This window comes from Pseudonocardia sp. Cha107L01 (genome assembly GCF_052566575.1).
This window is the reverse complement of record NZ_CP199579.1, coordinates 4,932,312-4,954,415: the sequence shown is the minus strand read 5'-3', so window position 1 is coordinate 4,954,415 and position 22,104 is coordinate 4,932,312. Positions and strand designations below refer to the sequence as shown.

The following is a 22,104-nucleotide window of genomic DNA, read 5'->3' as shown; positions in this document are numbered from 1 at the left end:
CACCGTGGCTGACGAGATCGAGGCCTACCTGGACGGCGTGCGGCAAGGCTCGCGCCGGTGGATCGCGCGCGCGATCACCCTGGTGGAGTCCCGCCGCCCCGATCACCGCGAGCTGGCCCAGCGGCTGCTGGTCGAGCTGCTGCCGGACACCGGCAAGGCTCGCCGGGTGGGTATCACCGGGGTGCCCGGGGTCGGCAAGTCGACGTTCATCGACGCGCTGGGCACCCAGCTCACCGGCGACGGGCACCGGGTCGCGGTGCTCGCGGTGGATCCGTCCTCCTCACGCAGCGGCGGCAGCATCCTGGGCGACAAGACCCGGATGTCCCGCCTCGCCGCCGACGACAACGCGTTCATCCGGCCCTCCCCGACCGCCGGCACGCTCGGCGGCGTGGCCACCGCGACCAGGGAGACCATGGTCGTGATGGAGGCCGCCGGCTACGACGTGGTGATCGTGGAGACGGTCGGCGTCGGGCAGTCCGAGTACGCGGTGGCCGACATGGTGGACACGTTCCTGTTCCTCACCCTGGCCCGTACCGGCGACGCGCTGCAGGGCATCAAGCGCGGCATCCTCGAGCTGGCCGACGTGATCGCGGTGAACAAGGCCGACGGCCCCGGCGAGAAGGACGCCGTCCGGGCCGCCCGCGAGCTGGCCAGCGCGCTGCGGATGCTGCGCGGGCCGGACAACGGCTGGGAGGTACCGGTACTGACCTGCAGTGCGGCCACCGGTGCCAGGGTCGACGAGGTGTGGGGCAAGGTCGTGGACCACCAGGACCGGCTGGACTCCTCCGGCGAGCTCACCGAGCGGCGGCGGCGCCAGCAGGTCCGCTGGATGTGGACCATGGTGACGGACCGGCTCCGGGCGCGGCTGCGCGACCACCCCGAGGTCCGGTCGCTGGCGCCGGAGCTGGAGCGGGCGGTGCTGGACGGCAAGCTCACCCCGGCGCTCGGCGCGGACCGGATCTTGGAGGCCTTCGGGCTGGGTAACTGACCGCCGGGACGTAGGATCGCCCCGGGCGGTCGGATGTTCCCTATGCACGCCGGTCCGCATTCGGCACTTCCCTCGGTGGGTGGCAGATGAACGAACCGCACAGGCACGTGGTCATGGCAGGCGCGGACGGCACGGCGTACGCGTCGCTGCGCCGCCGCCCGGAGTCCCGCGCGGAGCGGTACCGGATGGGCCGCGAGCTGCGCGGGCGGGTGCCCCGCTCGTCGCTCGGTGAGTGGCGCCCGCCCGCCGTCGGCCGGCCGGACCCGGTGGAGCTGATCAACGAGTCGCACGAGGGCCGGTTGGACTGGCTGATCCCGGTGCGGGTGTCCCGGATGATCGCCTCGCCGTACGGTTTCCTGCGCGGTTCGGCCGTGGTGATGGCCGAGGACGTCGCGCACCTGCCGAGCACCGGGATCACCCCGGTGGTCTGCGGCGACGCCCACCTGGGCAACTTCGGTTTCTACGCCTCACCGGAACGCGACCTGGTGATCGACCTGAACGACTTCGACGAGGCGCACCCGGGTGGCTGGGAGTGGGACGTGCGCCGGCTGGTGGCCAGCATCTGGGTGGCCGGCCGGCACAACGGGGCCAGCGAGGCGGACTGCGAGCAGGCGGTCGCGGCATGCGCGGCGGCCTACCGCCAGGAGGTCCGCTACCTCGCCGACCAGCCGCTGATGTCCCGGTCCTACGAGCGGATGGACGTGGACCGCCTCGCCGCCGACGCCAGCGACAAGCGGCTGCGCACCGAGATCGAGCGGGCCGCCGCGCGGGCTCGCAAGCGCACCAGTGACCGCGCGCTGCCCCGGTTCACCGAGGAGACGAAGGACGGCAGCCGGCGGATCGTCGAGGAGCCGCCACTGATCACCCGGGTACCCGACGCCGAGGCCGAGGAGCTCGCCGTGGGCCTCGACGAGTACCTGAACACGCTGGCACCGCACTGGCGTCGGGTCCTCGGCGGTTACACGCTGGTCGACATCGCGCACAAGGTGGTCGGCGTGGGCAGCGTCGGGCTGCGCGCCTACGTCGCCCTGTTGGAGGGCAGCAGCTCGGACGACGTGGTGTTCCTGCAGCTCAAGCAGGCCCGCCGGTCCGTGCTGGCCCGCTTCGTGCACGGCGACTCGGCCTGGCACAAGCACCAGGGACAGCGGGTGGTGGAGTACCAGCAGGCGCTGCAGACGGTCAGCGACCCGCTGCTGGGCTGGATGACGGCCGGCGGCCGGCAGTACTACGTGCGCCAGTTCCGGAACATGAAGGGCACCGTCGCGCTGGACTCGATCGACTCCGCGGCGCTGGACGACTACGCCGGCGTGGTCGGGCACCTGCTGGCCAAGGGCCATTCCCGCACCAGCGGCGCGTCGATGATCGCCGGCTACGTGGGCAAGTCGGAAGCGCTGGACGAGGCGCTCTGCCGGTTCGCCCAGGCCTACGCCGACCAGACCGAGGCGGACCACGAGGCGATGGTCAAGGCCGTGGCGAACGGCCGGCTGCCCTCCGAGTAGCGGGTGGTCCGACGGGTGTGCCCAGCTCAGGTGTGCAGGCCCTTCGCGCCGAACAGCCACACCGCCGAGGTCAGCCAGACCACGATCAGCGCGGTGAACACGAGGCCACCGAAGACCGGGAGCGCCCAGTTCGGCAGCCCGCGCCGGGTCAGCGAGAGCATCTTGGCGACGAACGCGCCGTAGAACACGCAGCCCAGCAGCGAGTGCACGAGCACCCGGGTGCTGTAGGTACCGAAGCCGAGCGCGAACAGACAGTGCACGACGACCGGCACGGTGAGCAGCACGGCGACGCGGCCCGACCAGCGATGCAACGTCGATATCCAGGCCGGTGCCCCATGGCGGCTGTACATGATCCGGGCGGAGAGCACCTGGACCACGCCCAGCAGCGCGGCCAGGGTGGCCAGCCAGGCCTTGGCGTAGGCGCCGGTGCTGAACCCGATGATGTTGATGGAGAAGCCGGTCGGTTCGTGCAGGCTGCCGTAGACGCCGAGCAGCACGGCGACGAGGCAGCCGACCAGCAGCGGCACCAGGATGCCGGCAGCCCTCGGGTCCGGCGCGGCCGCCGCGGTGGGCGCGGCCGCATGGCGCACCGGGCCCCGCTGCTCGGCATACCCCTGCTCGGCATACCCCTGTTCCGGGTACCCCTGCTCGGCGTACCCCTGCTCCGGGTACCCGTGCTCGGCGTATACCCCTGGTCCGGGTACCTCTGCTCCTCCGGATACCCCTGCTCGGCATACCCGTGCTCCTCCGGGTACCCCTGCTCCGGGTACCCCTGCTCGGCGTACCCCTGCTGCTCCGGGTACCCCTGTTCCGGGTAGCCCTGGTCCTCCGGGTGGGGCTCGCGTGGTGGGTGCGGGTTCGTCATCGGGACTCCTCGGTTGCCCTGGCCCGTGCGCGTTACTGCCCGACGACCTGGTCGCCACCCTCGACCGACTGGGCGGTCGCGGGATCGAGCGGCGGCGCCGGTGCGGACACGCCACCCTTGTTGGTCAAACCGGTGACCTGGCCGGTGGAGTCCTTGACCCAACCGGTGGTGCCGGACGCGGTCTTGGACCGGTAGAGCCCGGCCGGTGCCGCGGCCGGAGCGGCGGTGTAGGTCCAGGACTTGCCGGCGGCGGACACGGTGCCGGACAGTTTCCCGCCGCTCAGTGACCCGGTCAGCTCGTTGGTCCCGCGCCCCTTGGCGCCGAGTGTGCCGCCGCTGCTGCTGCCCTGTACCAGCCCTCGATGGCCTTGCCGTCGCACAGGTACGCCGAGACCTTGTTGTTCCGGACGGTCACCGCGAGCGCGGCGTGGTTGCCGTCGGTGTAGCCGGTGTACTTCGCCTGCCCGGGGAACGACTCGGTGGCGGCCGGCGGAGCTGCCCCGGGTGCGGCCGGCGGAGCTGCCCCAGGTGCGGCCGGCGGGGCTGCCCCGGGTGCGGCCGGCGGGGCTGCCCCGGGGGCAGGCGCGGCCGGAGCTGGCCCGGGCACGGCGGGAGCCGCAGCGGGCTGGGCGGCGGGTTGGGCGGTGGGGTCCCCGGCGGGCGACTTGGTCAGGTTGATGGCCAGCAGGATCCCGGCGAGCACCACCACGGCAAGGAGGGTGAGGATGGGGCCGCGTGCTCTCATGGCGCATCTCCTCGCGAGCTAGGAGACGCAAGGTACCGGGCCGGCTGAGAGAAGGACACCACCAAAATTGCGCAGCCGGCGGGCCCCGGCCGCGCGTGGACCCGGTCAGTCCCGCAGTGCGCCCGCCAGGATCGCGCTCACCTGTTCGGCTTCGACCAGGAAGCCGTCGTGGCCCCGGTCGGAGTGGATCAGTATCGGCTCGACACCGAGCATCTCGGCCAGCTCGACCTGCTGCCGGAACGGGTACAGCCGGTCCGAGTCGACCCCGGCGATCGTCGGCGTGGCCCGCAGCCGGGCCAGCGCGGCCCGGTTGCCGCCGCGCCCCCGGCCGATCTCGTGGCTGTTCATCGCCGAGGTCAGCGCCAGGTAGCTGTTCGCGTCGAACCGGTTCCGCAGCCCGTCCTCGGCGTGCCGCAGGTAGGACTGCACCGCGTACCGGCCGCCGCGCAGCGGGTCGAGGTCGCCCTGCCAGCGCCGGCCGAAGCGCGCGTCCAGGTCGGTGGCGGTGCGGTAGGTGAGATGCGCGATCCGGCGCGCGATGCCCATGCCGACGTGCGGGCCGACCGGGTCGTCGTAGTAGTCCCCGCCCAGCCAGTGCGGGTCGGCCCGGATCGCGTCGAGCTGGATCGTGCAGATCGCGATCTGGTCCGCGCTGGCCTCCACGTTCGCCGCCAGCACGATCATCCGCCTGACCCGGTCCGGCGCCTCGATCGCCCACTCCAGGGCGCGCTGGCCGCCCATCGAGCCGCCGACCACGGCGGCCCAGGCCGACACCCCGAGGGCGTCGGCGAAGGCCAGCTCGACCGTCACCTGGTCCCGGATGGTGGTGTCCGGCCACCTGCTGCCCCACGGCCGCCCGTCCGGCGCGAGCGAGGCCGGCCCGGTACTGCCCTGGCAGCCGCCGAGGGAGTTCGGGCACACCACGAACCAGCGGTCGGTGTCCAGCCCGAGGCCGGGGCCGATCACGCCCTCCCACCAGCCGGGGGTGGGATGGCCCGGGCCGGCCGGGCCGACGGCGTGGCTGTCCCCGGTCAGTGCGTGCAGCACCAACACCGCGTTGTCCCTGGCCGGGGACAGCTTCCCCCAGGTCTGGTACGCCAGGCGGACGCCGGGCAGGGTGCCGCCCAGTTCCAGCGTCACACCGGGCAGGTCGACGAACCGGCGCTCGCCGGCCGGGTCACCCTCCAGCCAGGCGCCGGTCGCCCGCTGCGCCACCCCGTTGACCGTACGGCCCGCCGCGGTGCTCACCGGGCCGCCCGCCGCGAGCTGATCACCCCGGTGTCGAAGCCGGCCAGGTGCAGCCCGCCGTGGAACCGGGCGTGCTCGATCTTCAGGCAGCGGTCCATCACCACGGTCAGCCCGGCCGCCTCGGCGCGGCGCGCCAGCTCGGGCGCCCACAGGCCGAACTGCAGCCACCACGACTTCGCGCCGACCGCGAGCACCTCGTCGAGCACAGCTGGCAGATCCTCGAGGCGGCGGAAGGTGTCCACCATGTCCGGTACCACCGGCAGCTCCGTCAGCGTCTTGTAGACCGGGTGCCCCAGGATCTCGGTGGCGTTCGGGTTGACGAAGTAGACGTCGAACTTCGTGCTCGCCAACAGGTAGGTGGCCACGAAGTTGCTCGCCCTGGCCGGGTTGGGCGACGCGCCCACCATGGCGACCGTGTGGGTCCGGCGCAGCAGCGCGAGCCGGGCGCTGGGTGGGGGGTTGACCCACTCGGTACTCATCCGGCCTCCTTGGTCGCGGCCGCGAGCGCCTGGTCCAGGTCCCACAGGATGTCGTCCGGATCCTCGAGCCCGACGCTGATCCGGACCATGTCGGGCGGCACCCCGCCGGCCCGCAGCTGCTCGTCGGAGAGCTGCTGGTGCGTCGTCGAGCCGGGGTGGATGACCAGCGTGCGGGCGTCGCCCACGTTGGCAAGGTGGCTGCACAGCTCGACCGACTCGATGAACGTCTGGCCGGCCGCCCGGCCCCCGCGCACCCCGAAGGCGAACACCGCGCCGGGGCCCTTCGGCAGGTACTTCGCGGCCAGGTCGTGGTGCGGGTGGTCCGGCAGGCCGGCCCACCGCACGTAGGACACCCGGGAGTCGGCGGCCAGCCACTCGGCCACCGTGCGGGCGTTCTCGACGTGCGCCTCCATCCGCTGCGGCAACGTCTCCACGCCCTGGATCAGCAGGAACGCACTGTGCGGGGACAACGCCGGGCCGATGTCACGCAGCTGCTCGGAGCGCAGCCTGGTCAGGAAGCCGAACTCCTGGAAGTTGCCCCACCAGCTCAGCCCGCCGTAGGACGGGATCGGCTCGGTCATCTGCGGGAAGCGCCCGTTGCCCCAGTCGAAGCGCCCGGACTCGATGACCACGCCGCCCAGCGTGGTGCCGTGCCCGCCGAGGAACTTGGTCGCGGAGTGGATCACGATGTCGGCGCCGTGCTCGATCGGCCGGCACAGGTACGGGGTGGCGAGGGTGGCATCGATGACCAGCGGCACCCCGGCCGCGTGCGCCACCTCGGCCAGCCCGGCGATGTCCGCGATCTCACCGGACGGGTTCGCGATGACCTCGGCGAACACCAGCTTGGTGCGGTCGGTGATCGCGGCGGCGAAGTCGGCGGGGTCGCCACCGCCGACGAACACCGTGTTCACCCCGAACCGGCGCAGCGTGACGTCGAGCTGCGTGACGGTGCCGCCGTACAGTCCCGCCGCGGCCACGATCTCGTCGCCGGCGCCGGCGAGGCAGGCGAAGGTGAGGAACTCGGCGGCCTGCCCACTGGCGGTGGCCACCGCGCCGAGCCCGCCGTCCAGGCTGGCCAGCCGCTCCTCCAACGCCGCCACCGTCGGGTTGGCGATCCGGCTGTAGATGGTGCCGTACTTCTGCAGCGCGAACAGGCTGGCCGCGTCCTGGGTGTCTTCGAACACGAAGCTGGTCGACTGGTAGATCGGCACCGCTCGGGCCCCGGTCGTCGGGTCCGGTGCCGCTCCGGCGTGCACCGCCCGGGTGCGGAACCCCCACTGGCGGTCGGCCATCAACTCTCCTCGCGCCGGCGATACATACCTATTTTCCTATCACATCTGTGGGCTTTGAGACGGTCCGCTCGGGCGCCTGCAGGCGGTCCGGCCCGTACCGGGCCCGCACCCTCGCCTGCAGGTCGGGGTCATTGCGCGGCACCGGCTCCAGGAAGATCTCGTCCAGGTCGGAGAACTCCGCCCGCAGCTCGCCGTCGATCCGCATGCAGGCCCGTTCCAGGTCGGCGGCGGTCACCGAGTCGACGAAGTCCAGCCGGGCGCAGACCAGTACCCGGTCGGTGCCGGTCAGCATGGTGAGCAGGTCGACGACGGCTTCCACCTCGGGCTCGGCGGCGAGCCGGTCGCGCACCGCGTACACCAACCGGGGGTCGGCCTGCTGCCCGATCAGCAGGTTCATGTTGGTCCGGCCCAGCAGGTAGGCCACGAGCACGAGCAGCACACCGATCAGCAGCGAGGCGATCCCGTCCCACATCGGGGACCCGGTGAGCTGGGTCAGCCCCACCCCGGCGAAGGCGAGGAACAGCCCGACCAGCGCGGCGCTGTCCTCGTAGAGCACGGTCTTCACCGTGGGGTCGTCGCTGCGCCGCAGGTACAGCCACAGCGGCAGGTCGTCCTTGGTCTTCTCGGCGCGCACCTGGCGGATCGCCTGGGTCAGCGAGACCGACTCGAGCACCGCGGACGCGGCCAGCACGAGGTAGCCGACCAGTACGTTCTTGTGGTCCTCCGGGTGCCCGGTCAGCGTGTGGACGCCCTGGTAGATGGAGAACAGCGCGCCGGCGGTGAAGATGGACACCGCGGCCAGCAGTGACCAGAAGTACCGCTCCTTGCCGTAGCCGAACGGGTGGCTGGCATCGGCCGGCTTCGACGAGCGGCGCAGCGCGGTGAGCAGGAACAGCTCGGTGCCGCAGTCGGCGAAGGAGTGCGCCGCCTCGGACAGCAGCGCGGAGCTGCCGGTGAGTAGCCCGGCCACCACCTTGGCGATCGCGACGGCGAGGTTGGCGCCCAGCGCGAGCAGCACTGTGAGCAGGCTCTCGCCGTGTTCCGACGCACTGTCGTCACCGGTGTCGCTGGCGACCTCGGGCTGATCAGCCATCGAGATGCTCCCGGAAGAACGCCACGACCCGCTCGCGCGCGTCCTGGGCGCTCGGTTCGTGGTGGCCGAGCCGCAGTGGGGTGTACGGGCCGACCAGCTCCATCACCCGGTTCGGCGCCTTGGTGTAGAAGGAGTGCCCGACCTCCGGGTAGACCTTGACGTCGTGCGGCACGCCCAGCTCGGTGAGGTTGCGCTCCAGCCTCGCCGGCATCGGCTTGAGGCTCAGGTCCTTGGCGCCGTAGCTGCCCACCACCGGGCAGGACCGGGGCATCTCCTTGGGCGCCATGCCGTAGAACGGCGCGCTGGCCTGGTAGTTGCCTGTCATCGCGAGCAGCAGAGCGAAGCCGCCGCCCATGCAGAAGCCGATCACGCCGACCCGCTCGGGGTCCACCGAGGGCAGCGCCGTCAGGTACCGCCGCGCCGCGTCCAGATCGTCCAGCGCGTCACCCTTGCCGGTCGCCACCGTACGCAGGCAGCGGGCCACGCAGAGCGGCTTGGAACCGCGCGCGAACAGGTCCGGGATCAGCACCGTCCAGCCCTCGCCGGCCAGGTCGGCGGCCACCCGCGTCATCTCGTCGTTCATGCCGAAGATCTCGTAGATGAGCAGTAGCCCGGGCCGGGGTGCATCCGGCTGGCCGTCCGGGGTGGTCAGTACGCCGGGCATGGCGAAGCCGTCGTCACATCGGAACGTCACGTCGCTCTGCATGCGCTGACCCTAGCGGCTGGCGCGCCGGCTCTCAGCGTGCGGCGATGCGGACGAGGCCCTCCTGCACGGTGGTGGCGACGAGGCGGCCGTCCTGGGTGAAGAACCGGCCGGTGCCCAGCCCGCGCGCGCCGGAGGCCACCGGCGAGTAGCACTCGTAGAGCAGCCACTCGTCGGCCCGGAACGGCTGGTGGAACCACATCGCGTGATCCAGGCTGGCGCGGCGGATCTCCTCGTCCCGCACCGGGATCTCGTGCCTGGCCAACACCGAGTTGAGCAGGGTCAGGTCCGAGGCGTAGGTGAGCAGGCAGACGTGCAGCAGCTTGGTGTCCGGCAGCGTGCCGTCCGCGCGCATCCAGACCCGCATCGGCTCCCGGGTCGGGGTGAACCCCGGTGACCAGACCGGGTCGCCCACGTAGCGGATGTCCAGCGGGCGGGGCAGCTGCTGGAACGGGCCCACCGCCGCACCGAGCTCCACGATCCGGGTGCCCATGTCCGGAAGCTCGTCCGGGGTCGGCACCCCGGTCGGCATCTCCTCGGAGTGCTCGAGGCCGGGCTGGTGGACCTGGAAGGACGCGGACAGAGAGAAGATCGCCTCGCCGTGCTGGATGGCGAGCACCCGCCGAGTGGTGAACGAGAAGCCGTCGCGCACCCGCTCGACCTCGTAGACGATCGGCACCGTCGGGTCGCCGGGCCGGATGAAGTAGGCGTGCAGCGAGTGCACCTCCCGCTCCACCGGGACGGTCCGGCCGGCCGCGACCAGCGCCTGCCCGGCCACCTGGCCGCCGAACACCCTCGGCAGCGACCGCGGCGGGCTGTGACCGCGGAACAGGTTGACCTCGATCCGCTCCAGGTCGAGCCCGGCGACGAGGGCGTCCAGCACGGCCTGGCCGGTCGGGACCCCGTCCGCGCCGACGACCTCGCCGCCGGCCCCGGTGTCGGTATCGGACTGCGTCATGAGCGAGCAGTCTGCCCTATCCGGGACGCCATCCGGCGGGTGCGCTCAGGACAGATCTTCCTCGCCGAGACGGTGCACCCGGATCAGGTTGGTCGAACCCACAGTGCCCGGCGGCGAACCGGCCACCACGACGACGAGGTCACCGGGTTCGGAGCGTTCGATGCTCAACATCGCCGCGTCGACCTGGCGCACCATGGCGTCGGTGGAGTCGACCTCGGGGACCAGGAACGTCTCGGTGCCCCAGGTCAGCGAGAGCTGGCTGCGCACCGCCGGCACCGGGGTGAACGCCAGCAGCGGCAGCTTGCTGTGCAGCCGGGCGAGGCGGCGGACCGTGTCGCCGGACTGGGTGAACGCGACCAGTGCCCGGGCGCTGAGTCGCTCGCCGATGTCGCGGGCCGCGTAGGAGAGCACGCCGCGCTTGGTGCGCGGCACGTGGTTCAGCGGCGGCACCCCGAACGAACCGGCCTCCACCGCCTCGACGATCGTCGACATGGTGCGCACGGTCTTGATCGGGTACCGGCCGACACTGGTCTCGCCGGACAGCATCACCGCGTCCGCGCCGTCCAGCACGGCGTTGGCCACGTCCGAGGTCTCGGCCCGGGTCGGCCTCGGGTTCGTGATCATCGAATCCAGCATCTGGGTGGCCACGATGACCGGCTTGGCGTTCTCCCTGGCGATCTGGATCGCGCGCTTCTGCACCAGCGGCACGTGCTCCAGCGGCAGCTCCACACCCAGGTCGCCGCGGGCCACCATGACCCCGTCGAAGGCCAGCACGATGGCCTCGAGGTTGTCCACCGCCTCCGGCTTCTCCAGCTTGGCGATCACCGGCAGCCGGCCGCCGCCGACCCGGTCCATCACCTGGTGCACCGCGTCGATGTCGGCGGGGCTGCGCACGAAGGACAGCGCCACGAAGTCCACCCGCAGCCCCAGGGAGAACTCCAGGTCGGAGATGTCCTTCTCGCTCATCGCCGGCACCGTGACGTTCATGCCGGGCAGCGAGATGCCCTTGTTGTCGCTGACCGTGCCGCCCTCGACGACCCGGCAGACCACGTCCAGGCCGTCCACCTTGACCACCCGCAGGCCGACCTTGCCGTCATCGACCAGCAGCCGGTCGTCCGGGCGGGCGTCGTCGGCCAGGCCGGCGTAGGTGGTGGACACCCGGTCGTGGGTGCCGGCCACCTCTTCGACGGTGATCCGCACCTCTTCACCGGTGCGCCACTCCACGGGGCCCGCGGCGAAGCGACCGAGGCGGATCTTGGGGCCCTGCAGGTCGCCCATGATGCCGACTGCCCGGCCTTCCGCGTCAGCGGCCTCCCGGACCAGCTCGTAGACCCGCTTGTGGTCCTCCCGGTTGCCATGGCTGAAGTTCAGCCGGGCAACATCCATTCCGGCCTGCACCAGGTCCCTGATGCGTTCGGGGCTCGCGGTGGCGGGTCCCAGGGTACAAACAATCTTCGCACGACGGCTCACACCGGCAAATCCTAGCGCTCACTCGTACCCACCCCGGCTACTACGAGGTGAACGTCTAGTCCGACGGGCGGTGGCCGGCGGGCCGGTCCGGCGGCCCTGCCAGGTGGTCATCAGTTGCCTGAGCAGCACCTTTGCCCACCTCAGCGGCGGTGCTCGGACGGCCCGTCAGCCCAGCTGAGAGTTCGTTTCGGTCATTTGCGCCATTTGCGCCAACCCGTGTCCCGGCGGCGATTCAGCGCCGGGGGCGCTCCGTCGGGCCGACGTGGTCGGCCAGCCATTCGATCAGCGGGTTGAGCGTGCGCCAGTGCGCGGCCACCTCGCCGGTCAGCTCGGGACTCAGCATCAGGTCCTCCCCGGGCCAGCGTCGCCAGGCGTAGAGCGAGCGGTGCCGCAGCAGCTCCAGCCGGGGGTGTCCCGGGTCCACCCCGCGCGGGCGGGTGGCCAACTGGTCTCCGGCGACGGTCAGCCCGGCCGCCGCGACCTTGCCCAGCCGGCGGCGCAGATCCTCGCCGCGGCGCTCCTCGTCCACCGCCACCCGGTAGCGGGCGATCTGGTCGCCGGCCATCTGGTAGTAGCCACCGGCGATCATGATCCCGTCCGCGCCGGCCTGGACGTAGTAGCCGCCGACGATCGCGCCGCAGTGGGTCTTGTACGGCGTCTTGTCCGCGCTGAACCGCACGTCGCGGTACGGGCGGAAGATCTTTCCCCGGCCGAACTCGGGCTCCAGCGCCGCGAGCAGGGCCGTCATCGGCGCCTTCACCTGCTCGTCGTAGACCGCCTTGTTGTCAGCCCAGTACGCCTTGGAGTTGTCCGCTTCCAACCCGTCGTAGAAGTCGACCAGCTGCTCCCCGAACCCGGCAAAACCCATGACTGGCACGCTATCCCTCGTAGTGGTCGGGGTATCCGGGGTCCTCGGGGTAGTCCGGTTCCTCGGGGAACCCCGGGTCGTCCAGGTCGTCCGCCGGCGCGACCGCCCGCGATGCCACCGCCGCCGGCGCCGCTGCCTTGGGTGCCGCTGCCCTGGGTGCCGCTGCCTTGGGTGCTTCGGCCGCTGGTGCCGCTGCCTTCGGTGCCGCTGTCGTGGCCGCCTCGGGGGCCGCACCGCCGAGCACGCCGAGCACGCCCTCCCCGTACTTCGCCAGCTTGTTCTCGCCGATGCCGCTGATCGCGCCCAGCGCACCGAGGTCGGCCGGCATCCGGGCGGCGATCTCCCGCAGCGTGGCATCGTGGAAGATCACGTACGCCGGCACGCCCTGCTCCTTCGCGGTGGCACCGCGCCAGGCACGCAGTTGCTCGAACACCGGCGCGGCCTCGCCGGACAGCTCGACCTGTGCGGTACCGGAGCGGCCCGAGGCGCGGGTCCTGGTCCGGGCCTGCTTCGGCTGCTCGCGGCGCATCATCACCTGGCGCCCGCCGCGCATCGCCTCGCGGCTGGACTCGGTGAACACCACCGTCGAGTAGTTGCCCTCCACCGCGAGCAGCCCCTGCGCCATCAGCTGGCGGATCACCCCGCGCCACTCGGTGTCGGACAGGTCGACCCCGATCCCGAACACGGTCAGGGAGTCGTGCCGGAACTGCTCGATCTTCGGTGTGCGCTTGCCGCGCAGGATGTCGATGATCTGGCCGGCGCCGAAGCTCTGGTTCCGTTCGTTCTTCAGCCGGAACACCGTGGACAACACCTTCTGCGCCGCGACCGTGCCGTCCCAGGACTCCGGCGGGGTCAGGCAGGTGTCGCAGTTGCCGCAGGGCTCGCCCGGCTGGCCGAAGTAGTTCAGCAGCCGCACCCGCCGGCAGCCCACCGTCTCGCAGAGCGCCAGCATCGCGTCGAGGTGCTGGCCGAGACGCTGCCGGTGGGCCCGGTCCCCCTCGGAGTCGTCGATCATCTTGCGCTGCTGCACCACGTCCTGCAGCCCGTAGGCCAGCCAGGCCGTGGACGGCAGGCCGTCCCGCCCGGCGCGGCCGGTCTCCTGGTAGTAGCCCTCGACGGACTTCGGCAGGTCCAGGTGCGCGACGAACCGCACATCGGGCTTGTCGATGCCCATGCCGAACGCGATGGTCGCCACCATGACCACGCCGTCCTCGCGCAGGAAGCGCGACTGGTTCCGCGCGCGGACCCGCGCGTCGAGCCCCGCGTGGTAGGGCAGCGCGGTGATGCCTTGCGCGACGAGGAACTCGGCCGTCTGTTCCACCGACTTGCGGGAGAGGCAGTAGACGATGCCCGCGTCGCCGGGGTGCTCGGTGCGCAGCAGGTCCAGCAGCTGCCGCCGTGGCTCGTCCTTCGGCGCGATCCGGTACTGGATGTTCGGCCGGTCGAAGCTGGCGACGAAGTGCCGGGCGCCTTGCCCGGAGCCCGCACCGGACCCCGCAGCGGTGCCCTGGGCGGGCCCGGGAGCCTCGGCCAGGTTCAGCCGGGTCGCGATCTCCGTGTGGGTCGCCTCGGTCGCCGTCGCGGTCAGCGCGATGCGCGGCACCGTGGGCCAGCGCTCGTGCAGCTGCGACAGCGCCAGGTAGTCGGGCCGGAAGTCGTGGCCCCACTGCGCGACGCAGTGCGCCTCGTCGATGGCGAACAGCGAGATTCGACCCCGGTCGAGCAGCCGCAGGGTGGACTCGACGCGCAGCCGCTCCGGTGCGAGGTAGAGCAGGTCGAGCTCGCCGGCGAGGAACGCGGTCTCGACGGCCCGGCGCTCGCCGGCGTCCTGTGTCGAGTTGAGGAACCCGGCCCGGACGCCGAGCGCCTTCAACGCGTCGACCTGGTCCTGCATCAGCGCGATGAGCGGCGACACGACCACGCCGACGCCGTCGCGGACCAGCGCCGGGATCTGGTAGCAGAGCGACTTGCCGCCGCCGGTCGGCATCAGCACCAGCGCATCGCCGCCGGCGCAGACGTGTTCGATGATCTCGGCCTGGTTGCCTCGGAAGGTGTCGTAGCCGAAGACCCTCTTGAGCACGTCGGTCGGGGCGGGGGCGATGCCGGGGAGAACCACGCCCCGATCGTACGAGGGCCCCCCGACCGGCCGCGGCCGAACCCGCTAACCCGGCGCCGCCCACACCCGTGAGTGGCGAGTTGGGCTATGACTCAACGGCCGGCTCAACTCGCCCCTCACAGGTCAGGCGATGGCCAGGGGCAGGGCGGTGGGGTGCACCGGGGACGGGAGCTGGGAGGCGCCGGTGAGGTAGGCGTCCACCGCGTGTGCCACCGCCCTGCCCTCGGCGATCGCCCACACCACCAGCGAGGCGCCCCGGTGCGCGTCGCCGCAGACGAACACCCCGGGAGCCTCGGTCTCCCAGTCCGGGCCGCAGCTCAGGTTGCCCCGGGGCGCGCGGGTCAGCCCCAGCCCGCCCAGCAGCGGCATGTCCTCGACGCCCGTGAAGCCGATCGCCAGCAGCGCCAGGTCACAGGGCAGGTCGATCACCTCGTCAGACTGGGGCACCACCTCACGCCGACCGGTCGCCGGGTCCTTCTCCACCCGGACCTTGCGCAGCCGCACCGAGCGGACCTGCCCGTGCTCGTCACCGACGAAGGCCTCGACGGCCACCTCGAACTTGCGCTCGCCGCCCTCCTCGTGCACCGGGTAGGTGCGCAGGATCCACGGCCAGACCGGCCACGGCGAACGGTCGTCGTCGCGGACATCGGGCGGCCGGGGGTACTGGTCGAGCTGGTGCACCGAGACGGCGCCCTGGCGCAGCGCGGTGCCGTAGCAGTCCGCCGCCGTGTCGCCACCGCCGATGATCACCACGTGCTTGCCGCTCGCCGAGATCGAGGTCGGGCCGTCCCCTTCGCACTCCCGGTTCGCCGGGACCAGGTGCTCCATCGCCAGGTGCACCCCGGCCAGCTCGCGCCCGGGCAGCTCCGGGGCGTCCCGGCCCTGCAGCGCGCCCACCGCCAGCACGACGGCGTCGTAGTCCGCGCGCAACCGGTCCACCTGCAGGTCGCCCGGGGCGCTGCCGCCCACCTCGCAGGAGGTGACGAACCGGGTGCCCTCGGTGTGCATCTGGGCCAGCCGGCGGTCCAGCACCGACTTCTCCAGCTTGAACTCCGGGATGCCGTAGCGCAGCAGGCCGCCGAGCCGGTCGTCCCGCTCGAACACGGTGACGTCGTGCCCGGCCCGGGTGAGCTGCTGGGCGGCGGCCAGCCCTGCCGGACCGGAACCGATCACCGCGACCCGCTTGCCCGAGGCCAACCCGGGGCTCTGCGACACCACGAGGTCGTGTTCCCAGGCCACGTCGGCGATCGACTGCTCGACCCGCTTGATCGTCACCGCGCCGCCGGCGGCCGGGGTGAGCGCCAGCACGCAGGCCGCCTCGCACGGCGCCGGGCACAGCCGGCCGGTGAACTCCGGGAAGTTGTTCGTCGCGTGCAACCGGTCGCTGGCCTGCGCCCAGTCGTCCCGGCGCACCAGGTCGTTCCACTCCGGGATCAGGTTCCCCAGCGGGCAGCCGGCGGTGCCGGAGTGGCAGAACGGGATGCCGCAGTCCATGCAGCGCGCGGCCTGCGTGCGGGTCTCGTCGGTCAGTGCCTTGGCGGTCTGGTCCTGGTAGACGTTCCCCCAGTCGGCCACCCGCTCGGGCTTCGGCCGCTTGGGGGCATCCACGCGTCGGTAGTTGAGAAAGCCACGCGGATCAGCCACGTGCGGCCTCCTTTTCGCTGCTCAGGGTCATCCCGGGCGCGGGGCCGGAACTGGGGACGGGGCTGGTTCTGGGGGACGGCTGCTCAGCCACGGGCCGCCTCCATCACGGCCTCGTCCGGGTCGCGGCCCTCCGCGGTCGCGAGCCGGACGGCCTCGAGCACCCGCCGGTAGTCCCTCGGCATGATCTTGGTGAACGACCTGGACCGCCGCGGCCAGTCACCGAGCAGGGACGCCGCGACGGCTGAGCCGGTGAGCTCCCGGTGCCGGGTGACCACGCCGTGCAGCAGTTTCAGGTCGTCCGCCGACGGGGCCTCCAGGTCGACCAGCTCGCGGTTCACCCGCCCGGGGTCGAGGTCCAGCACGTAGGCGGTGCCGCCGGACATGCCGGCCGCCACGTTGCGGCCGCATTCGCCGAGCACCACGACGGTGCCGCCGGTCATGTACTCGCAGGCGTGGTCGCCCACCCCTTCGGCGACGGCCAGCGCGCCGGAGTTGCGCACGCAGAACCGTTCGCCGACCTTGCCCCGCAGGAAGATCTCCCCCGCGGTGGCGCCGTAGCCGATCACGTTGCCGGCGATCACCTGCCGTTCGGCGGCGAACCCGGCGTCCGGGTGCGGGCGCACGATCAGCCGGCCGCCGGACAGTCCCTTGCCCACGTAGTCGTTCGCGTCGCCGACCAGTTCCAGGGTGATCCCGGGTGGCAGGAACGCGCCGAGCGACTGCCCGGCGGAGCCGTCCAGCTGCACGTGGATGGTGTCGTCCGGCAGGCCCTCGCCACCGTAGCGGCGCGTCACCTCGGCGCCCAGCAGGGTGCCCACCGTGCGGTTCACGTTGCGCACCGGCAGCCGCAGCGTCACCCGGTGCGCGTCCTCCAGCGCCGCCTCGGCGAGCTGGATCAGCGTCTGGTCCAGTGCTTTGTCCAGGCCGTGGTCCTGGTCCCGGGTCTGCCGCCGGGATGCGTCGGGCAGGTCCGGCACCACGAACAGCGGCGCCAGGTCCAGGCCGCGGGACGCCTTCCAGTGCCGCACCGCGATGTCGGTGTTAAGCAGCTCGGCGTGCCCGATGACCTCGTCCAGCGACCGGAAACCGAGCTCGGCCAGGTACTCCCGGACCTCCTCGGCCAGGAACCGGAAGAAGTTCTCCACGAACTCGGGCTTGCCGGTGTAGCGGGCACGCAGCTCCGGGTTCTGGGTGGCCACCCCGACCGGGCAGGTGTCCAGGTGGCACACCCGCATCATCACGCAGCCGGCCACCACCAGCGGGGCGGTGGCGAAGCCGTACTCCTCCGCGCCGAGCAACGCGGCCACGATGACGTCGCGGCCGGTCTTCATCTGCCCGTCGGTCTGTACCACGATCCGGTCCCGCAGCCCGTTGAGCATCAGGGTCTGCTGGGTGTCGGCCAGGCCGATCTCCCAGGGCGCGCCGGCATGCTTGAGCGAGGTGAGCGCGGCCGCGCCGGTGCCGCCGTCGTGCCCGGAGATCAGCACCACGTCGGCGTGCGCCTTGGCGACACCGGCCGCCACCGTCCCCACCCCGACCGAGGACACCAGCTTGACGTGGATCCGGGCCCGGTCGTTGGCGTTCTTCAGGTCGTGGATCAGCTGCGCCAGGTCCTCGATGGAGTAGATGTCGTGGTGCGGCGGCGGCGAGATCAGCCCGACGCCGGCGGTGGAGTGCCTGGTCCGGGCGATCCACGGCCACACCTTGTTCGGCGGCAGCTGACCGCCCTCACCGGGCTTCGCGCCCTGTGCCATCTTGATCTGCAGGTCGCGCGCGTTGACCAGGTACTCGCTGGTCACGCCGAACCGGCCGGAGGCGATCTGCTTGATCGCGCTGCTCCGCCTGGGGTCGTAGAGCCGGTCGATGTCCTCGCCGCCCTCGCCGGTGTTGGACCGGCCGCCCAGCTTGTTCATCGCGATGGCCAGCGTCTCGTGCGCCTCGGCGGAGATCGAGCCGTAGGACATCGCGCCGGTGTTGAACCTGCCGAGGATCGCCTCCACCGGTTCCACTTCGGACAGCGGCACCGGCGCGCGCCCCTCGGTGCGGAACTTGAACAGCCCGCGCAGCGCACCGCCCTCGGCCGCCAGGCGGTCGCACTCGGCGGTGTACTGACGGAACACATCCCGCTGGCCGGTCCTGGTCGCGTGCTGCAGCAGGAACACCGTCTCCGGGGTGAACAGGTGCAGCTCACCCTCCCGGCGGTAGGCGTACTCGCCGCCCACGTCGAGCCGGCGGTGCACCCGGTCGGTCGGGTTCTCCGGGTAGGCGCGGCGGTGCCGGGCGGCCACCTCCTCGGCGAGCACGTCGAGCCCGACGCCGCTGAGCTGCGACGCGGTGCCGCTGAAGTACTCGTCGACCAGCTCGTGGGACAGCCCGATCGCTTCGAAGGCCTGCGCGGCCGTGTAGGCCCCCACCGTGGAGATGCCCATCTTGGACATCACCTTCAGCACGCCCTTGACCAGCGCCTTCACATAGTTCTTGATCGCCGTGGCGGGGGCGAGCCCGGTGATGTCGCCGCTGGCGATCAGGTCCTCGATTGTCTCGAAGGCCAGGTACGGGTTCACCGCGGCGGCGCCGAAGCCGAGCAGCAGCGCCACGTGGTGCACCTCGCGGCAGTCGCCGCTCTCCACCACCAGCGCCACCCGGACGCGCTCCCGCTGGCGCACCAGGTGGTGGTGCACCGCGGAGGTGAGCATCAGCGACGGGATCGGCGCCATCCGGTGGTCGGAGTCGCGGTCGGACAGCACCAGGATCCTGGCGCCCTCGGCGATCGCCTCGGAGGCCTCCCGGCGCACCCGGTCCAGCGCCGCGGCCAGCGCCGCCTCGCCGCCGTCCACCTCGTAAAGGCCGCTGATCACGGCGGCGGCGAACCCGGGCAGGTTGCCGTCGTCGTTGACGTGCAGGATCTTGGCGAGGTCGTCGTTGTCGATCACCGGGTAGGGCAGCCGCAGGTGCCGGCAGGACGCCGGGGTGGGCTCCAGCAGGTTCTGCTCCGGGCCCGTCACCCGCGCCACGCAGGTGACGATCTCCTCCCGGATCGCGTCCAGCGGTGGGTTCGTGACCTGCGCGAACAGCTGGGCGAAGTAGTCGTAGAGCAGCCGGGGGCGCTGGGACAGCGCGGCCACCGGGGTGTCGGTACCCATCGAGCCGACCGGTTCGGCGGCCGTGGTCGCCATCGGCGAGAGCAGGACCCGCAGCTCCTCGTCGGTGTAGCCGAAGGTGAGCTGGCGGCGCAGCACCGACTCGTGGGGCTGCACCACGTGCTCGCGGGTGGGCAGGTTGCTGACGTCGAGCAGGCCGGCGTGCAACCACTCGTCGTAGGGCAGCGCGGCGGCCAGCTCGGACTTGATCTCCTCGTCGGCCACGATCCGGCCGGCGGCGGTGTCCACCAGGAACATCCGGCCCGGCTGCAGCCGACCCTTCGCCACCACCTCGCCCGGCGGCACGTCCAGCACCCCGGACTCGCTGGCCAGCACCACCCTGCCGTCGGCCAGCCGCCACCAGCGGGCCGGGCGCAGCCCGTTGCGGTCCAGCACGGCGCCGACCACGGTGCCGTCGGTAAAGGTCACGCAGGCCGGGCCGTCCCACGGTTCCATCAGGCTCGCGTGGAACCGGTAGAACGCCCGCCGCGACTCGTCCATCTCGGCGTGGTTCTCCCACGCCTCCGGGATCATCATCAGCACGGCGTGGGGCAGGGCGCGTCCGCCGAGGTGCAGCAGCTCGAGTACCTCGTCGAAGGAGGCCGAGTCTGACGCGCCCTCGGTACAGATCGGGTAGAGCCGGTCCAGCTCACCCGGGATGAGGTCGCTGGCCAGCAGCGCCTCCCGCGCGCGCATCCGGTTCCGGTTGCCCCGGATGGTGTTGATCTCGCCGTTGTGCGCCACGTAGCGGAACGGGTGCGCCAGCGGCCAGGACGGGAAGGTGTTGGTGGAGAACCGGCTGTGCACCAGCGCGATCGCGCTCTCCAGCCGCTCGTCGGTCAGGTCCGCGAAGAACGCCGGCAGCTGGTGGGTGGTGAGCATGCCCTTGTACACCAGGGTGCGGCTGGACAGCGAGGCGAAGTAGGTGCCGCAGCCGAGCGCGGCGCTGTCCCGCTCGGCGCGCTTGCGCAGGCAGAACGCCAACCGGTCCAGCGCGACGCCGGTGACCGGGGCCTCTCCCGGCGCCGGCTCGGCGGCCACGAACAGTTGGGCGAACCGGGGCATGCAGGACTGCGCGGACGGCCCCACCTCGGCTTCGTCCGGGCGCACCACGAGCTCCCGCCAGCCCAGCACGCGCAGCTTCTCCTCCGCGGCGATGCGCTCGACCAGCTCGATCGCCTTGGTCCGCTGGTCGTCCTCGACCGGCAGGAACGCCAGGCCGACCGCGTACGCCCCGGCGCCGTCCGGGCCCGGCTCCGGCAGGGTGAAGTCGACCTCGGCGCGCAACAGCGCGTCCGGCACCTGCAGCAGGATGCCCGCGCCGTCACCACTGGTCGGCTCGGCGCCGGCGGCTCCCCGGTGCTCGAGGTTGGCCAGCGCGGTGAGCCCGTCGACGACAATGGAATGGCTTCGCCGACCGAGTGAGTCGGCTACCATCGCGACACCGCACGAATCGTGTTCGGATGCCGGGTCGTAGAGCCCACGCGGGCGCGGTTGGGTAGAGAAAATCACCGCGAGTACCTCCCTCGACACTGGTGCACATGTCGGGACGACGGTGGCCCGCGGATTTCCGAGACTGTAACAGGCTGGAAACAGGCAGGCACAAACCTTCGCCGGTGAGGATTCTCAATCACCGTCGATCATTTGGACCGAACCCCAGCACCCGTCTCGCGCCACCCCCGCGATCGAACGAGTACCCGCCATGGACCCATCGCCACGACGAGATGCGACCCAGCACAACGATACGACAGCCGGGGCGATTTGTCCGACCCCAGCAGGCTCAGGCTTTGCCGGAATCCGGCTTGGCCAAGGAGGTGCCACCAGCCGGTTCGCCCGTCGACCTCTCGTCCGGCGCGCCGGACGGGACCGGTGCCGGATCGCTCGCGGCCGACGCCGCCCCGGTCGGCCCGGACTCGGTCGGCGCGGGCTCTGTCGGCTCGTGCCCTGTCGGCTCGGACTTGACCTCGGCCGCGTCGGCCTTGGTCGTCGCCGCCGCGTCGGCTTTCCCCGGGTCGGCTTTCTCCGGTCCGGTGGCGGCCGCGGCTCCGGCCGCGCCGACCGCCGCCGGGACTGGCTGAGCCGGCGTGGAGTCGCCGGGCAGGTCGCCGAGCACCTCGCGGGGCTTGCGGACCACCACCAGGTAGGCCACCGCGGCCAGGAAGACCACGCCGGCCACCACGACGTTGATCCGGATGTCACCGAACACCCGGGTGGCCGGGTCGGAGCGCATCTGCTCGATGAAGAACCGGCCGAGCGTGTAGCCCGCCACGTAGACCGCGAACGCGCGACCGTGACCGAGGCGGAACTTCCGGTCCGCCCAGACCACCAGGGCGGCCACCAGCAAGTTCCAGATGAGCTCGTAGAGGAACGTCGGGTGCACCACCGCGATCGGCGTGCTGTCCACCGCGACCCCGCCGAGTGGGTCCGGGATCGAGGTCCCCGGCACCACCCTGGCGTAGATCTCCAGACCCCACGGCAGCGTGGTCGGGCCGCCGTAGAGCTCCTGGTTGAAGTAGTTGCCGAGCCGCCCGATGGCCTGTGCGACGACGATGCCCGGGGCGACCGCGTCGGCGAAGAACGGCAGCGGCGTCCCGCGCCGGCGGCAGCCGATCCAGGCACCCACCCCGCCCAGCGCGATGGCACCCCAGATACCGAGGCCGCCCTGCCAGATCTTCAGCGCGTCGATCGGGTGCCCGCCGGGGCCGAAGTACGTCTCGAAGTCGGTGGCCACGTGGTAGAGCCGCCCGCCGACCAGGCCGAACGGGACCGCGAAGACCGCGACATCGACCACCGTGCCGGGCTGCCCGCCGCGGGCGACCAACCGGCGCTCGCCCCAGGTCACCGCGACCACGATCCCGATGATGATGCACAGCGCGTAGGCGCGGATCGGTATCGGGCCGACGTGCCAGACACCCTGGTCCGGACTTGGGATGTTGGCCAGGAATCGGGCAGTCAGCGCGGGCAGCACGGGCTCACCGTACTTGTCGCCGGATTCG

Annotated in this window: 17 protein-coding genes; 2 read left to right on the top strand and 15 right to left on the bottom strand. The window is 71.9% G+C overall.

Translation table 11 applies throughout. From position 1 onward, the window contains the following. Positions 1–4: 4 nt before the first annotated feature. A complete protein-coding gene (gene meaB / locus ACTXG6_RS23240; RefSeq protein WP_445181468.1) occupies positions 5–988 on the top strand; it encodes a methylmalonyl Co-A mutase-associated GTPase MeaB in 984 nt (327 codons plus the stop codon). Positions 989–1,074: 86 nt separating this feature from the next. Continuing rightward, positions 1,075–2,487, top strand: a complete 1,413-nt coding sequence (locus ACTXG6_RS23235; protein ID WP_445181467.1) for a DUF2252 domain-containing protein — start codon at positions 1,075–1,077, stop codon at positions 2,485–2,487. Between the two features lie 26 nt (positions 2,488–2,513). Here ACTXG6_RS23235 and ACTXG6_RS23230 read toward each other — a convergent pair whose 3' ends face one another. The 15 genes from ACTXG6_RS23230 to lgt form a co-directional block, all read right to left on the bottom strand. Continuing rightward, positions 2,514–3,077 carry a DUF6529 family protein gene (locus ACTXG6_RS23230; RefSeq protein ID WP_445181466.1) on the bottom strand — a complete coding sequence of 188 codons (564 nt, stop codon included), beginning with the start codon at positions 3,075–3,077 and terminating at the stop codon, positions 2,514–2,516. A 307-nt stretch (positions 3,078–3,384) separates the two neighbouring features. Beyond that, a complete protein-coding gene (locus tag ACTXG6_RS23225; RefSeq protein ID WP_445181465.1) occupies positions 3,385–3,609 on the bottom strand; it encodes a hypothetical protein in 225 nt (74 codons plus the stop codon). 35 nt (positions 3,610–3,644) lie between these two features. Then, positions 3,645–4,097 carry a hypothetical protein gene (locus tag ACTXG6_RS23220; RefSeq protein ID WP_445181464.1) on the bottom strand — a complete coding sequence of 151 codons (453 nt, stop codon included), beginning with the start codon at positions 4,095–4,097 and terminating at the stop codon, positions 3,645–3,647. A 105-nt stretch (positions 4,098–4,202) separates the two neighbouring features. After that, positions 4,203–5,345: a homoserine O-acetyltransferase MetX gene (metX, locus tag ACTXG6_RS23215; RefSeq protein WP_445181463.1), complete on the bottom strand. Its 1,143-nt coding sequence runs from the start codon at positions 5,343–5,345 to the stop codon at positions 4,203–4,205. Continuing rightward, the gene (locus ACTXG6_RS23210) at positions 5,342–5,824 is read right to left on the bottom strand and encodes a CoA-binding protein (RefSeq protein ID WP_445181462.1); all 483 of its coding nucleotides are present in this window, start codon (positions 5,822–5,824) and stop codon (positions 5,342–5,344) included. Before ACTXG6_RS23210 ends, metX begins: the two co-directional genes overlap by 4 nt. Further along, on the bottom strand, positions 5,821–7,116 hold the full coding sequence (locus ACTXG6_RS23205; RefSeq protein WP_445181461.1) for an O-acetylhomoserine aminocarboxypropyltransferase/cysteine synthase family protein: 1,296 nt from the start codon (positions 7,114–7,116) through the stop codon (positions 5,821–5,823). Before ACTXG6_RS23205 ends, ACTXG6_RS23210 begins: the two co-directional genes overlap by 4 nt. A 28-nt stretch (positions 7,117–7,144) precedes the next feature. Continuing rightward, positions 7,145–8,209, bottom strand: coding sequence for a cation diffusion facilitator family transporter (locus tag ACTXG6_RS23200; protein ID WP_445181460.1), 1,065 nt, complete (start codon positions 8,207–8,209; stop codon positions 7,145–7,147). Next, positions 8,202–8,915: a dienelactone hydrolase family protein gene (locus ACTXG6_RS23195; protein ID WP_445181459.1), complete on the bottom strand. Its 714-nt coding sequence runs from the start codon at positions 8,913–8,915 to the stop codon at positions 8,202–8,204. The genes ACTXG6_RS23200 and ACTXG6_RS23195 overlap by 8 nt, the downstream gene beginning before the upstream one ends. Before the next feature lie 31 nt (positions 8,916–8,946). After that, entirely contained in the window at positions 8,947–9,870 is a 924-nt protein-coding gene (locus ACTXG6_RS23190; protein WP_445181458.1) for an acyl-CoA thioesterase, read from the bottom strand. Between the two features lie 45 nt (positions 9,871–9,915). Then, entirely contained in the window at positions 9,916–11,340 is a 1,425-nt protein-coding gene (gene pyk, locus ACTXG6_RS23185) for a pyruvate kinase (protein WP_445181457.1), read from the bottom strand. Between the two features lie 232 nt (positions 11,341–11,572). Continuing rightward, positions 11,573–12,208: a DUF2461 domain-containing protein gene (locus tag ACTXG6_RS23180; RefSeq protein ID WP_445181456.1), complete on the bottom strand. Its 636-nt coding sequence runs from the start codon at positions 12,206–12,208 to the stop codon at positions 11,573–11,575. 10 nt (positions 12,209–12,218) lie between these two features. Continuing rightward, positions 12,219–14,324 carry a RecQ family ATP-dependent DNA helicase gene (locus tag ACTXG6_RS23175; protein WP_445181455.1) on the bottom strand — a complete coding sequence of 702 codons (2,106 nt, stop codon included), beginning with the start codon at positions 14,322–14,324 and terminating at the stop codon, positions 12,219–12,221. A gap of 123 nt (positions 14,325–14,447) precedes the next feature. Continuing rightward, a complete protein-coding gene (locus ACTXG6_RS23170; protein ID WP_445181454.1) occupies positions 14,448–15,968 on the bottom strand; it encodes a glutamate synthase subunit beta in 1,521 nt (506 codons plus the stop codon). Between the two features lie 83 nt (positions 15,969–16,051). Further along, on the bottom strand, positions 16,052–20,620 hold the full coding sequence (gene gltB, locus ACTXG6_RS23165; RefSeq protein ID WP_445181453.1) for a glutamate synthase large subunit: 4,569 nt from the start codon (positions 20,618–20,620) through the stop codon (positions 16,052–16,054). A gap of 268 nt (positions 20,621–20,888) precedes the next feature. Continuing rightward, a complete protein-coding gene (lgt, locus tag ACTXG6_RS23160) occupies positions 20,889–22,076 on the bottom strand; it encodes a prolipoprotein diacylglyceryl transferase (protein ID WP_445181452.1) in 1,188 nt (395 codons plus the stop codon). Positions 22,077–22,104: the final 28 nt, after the last annotated feature.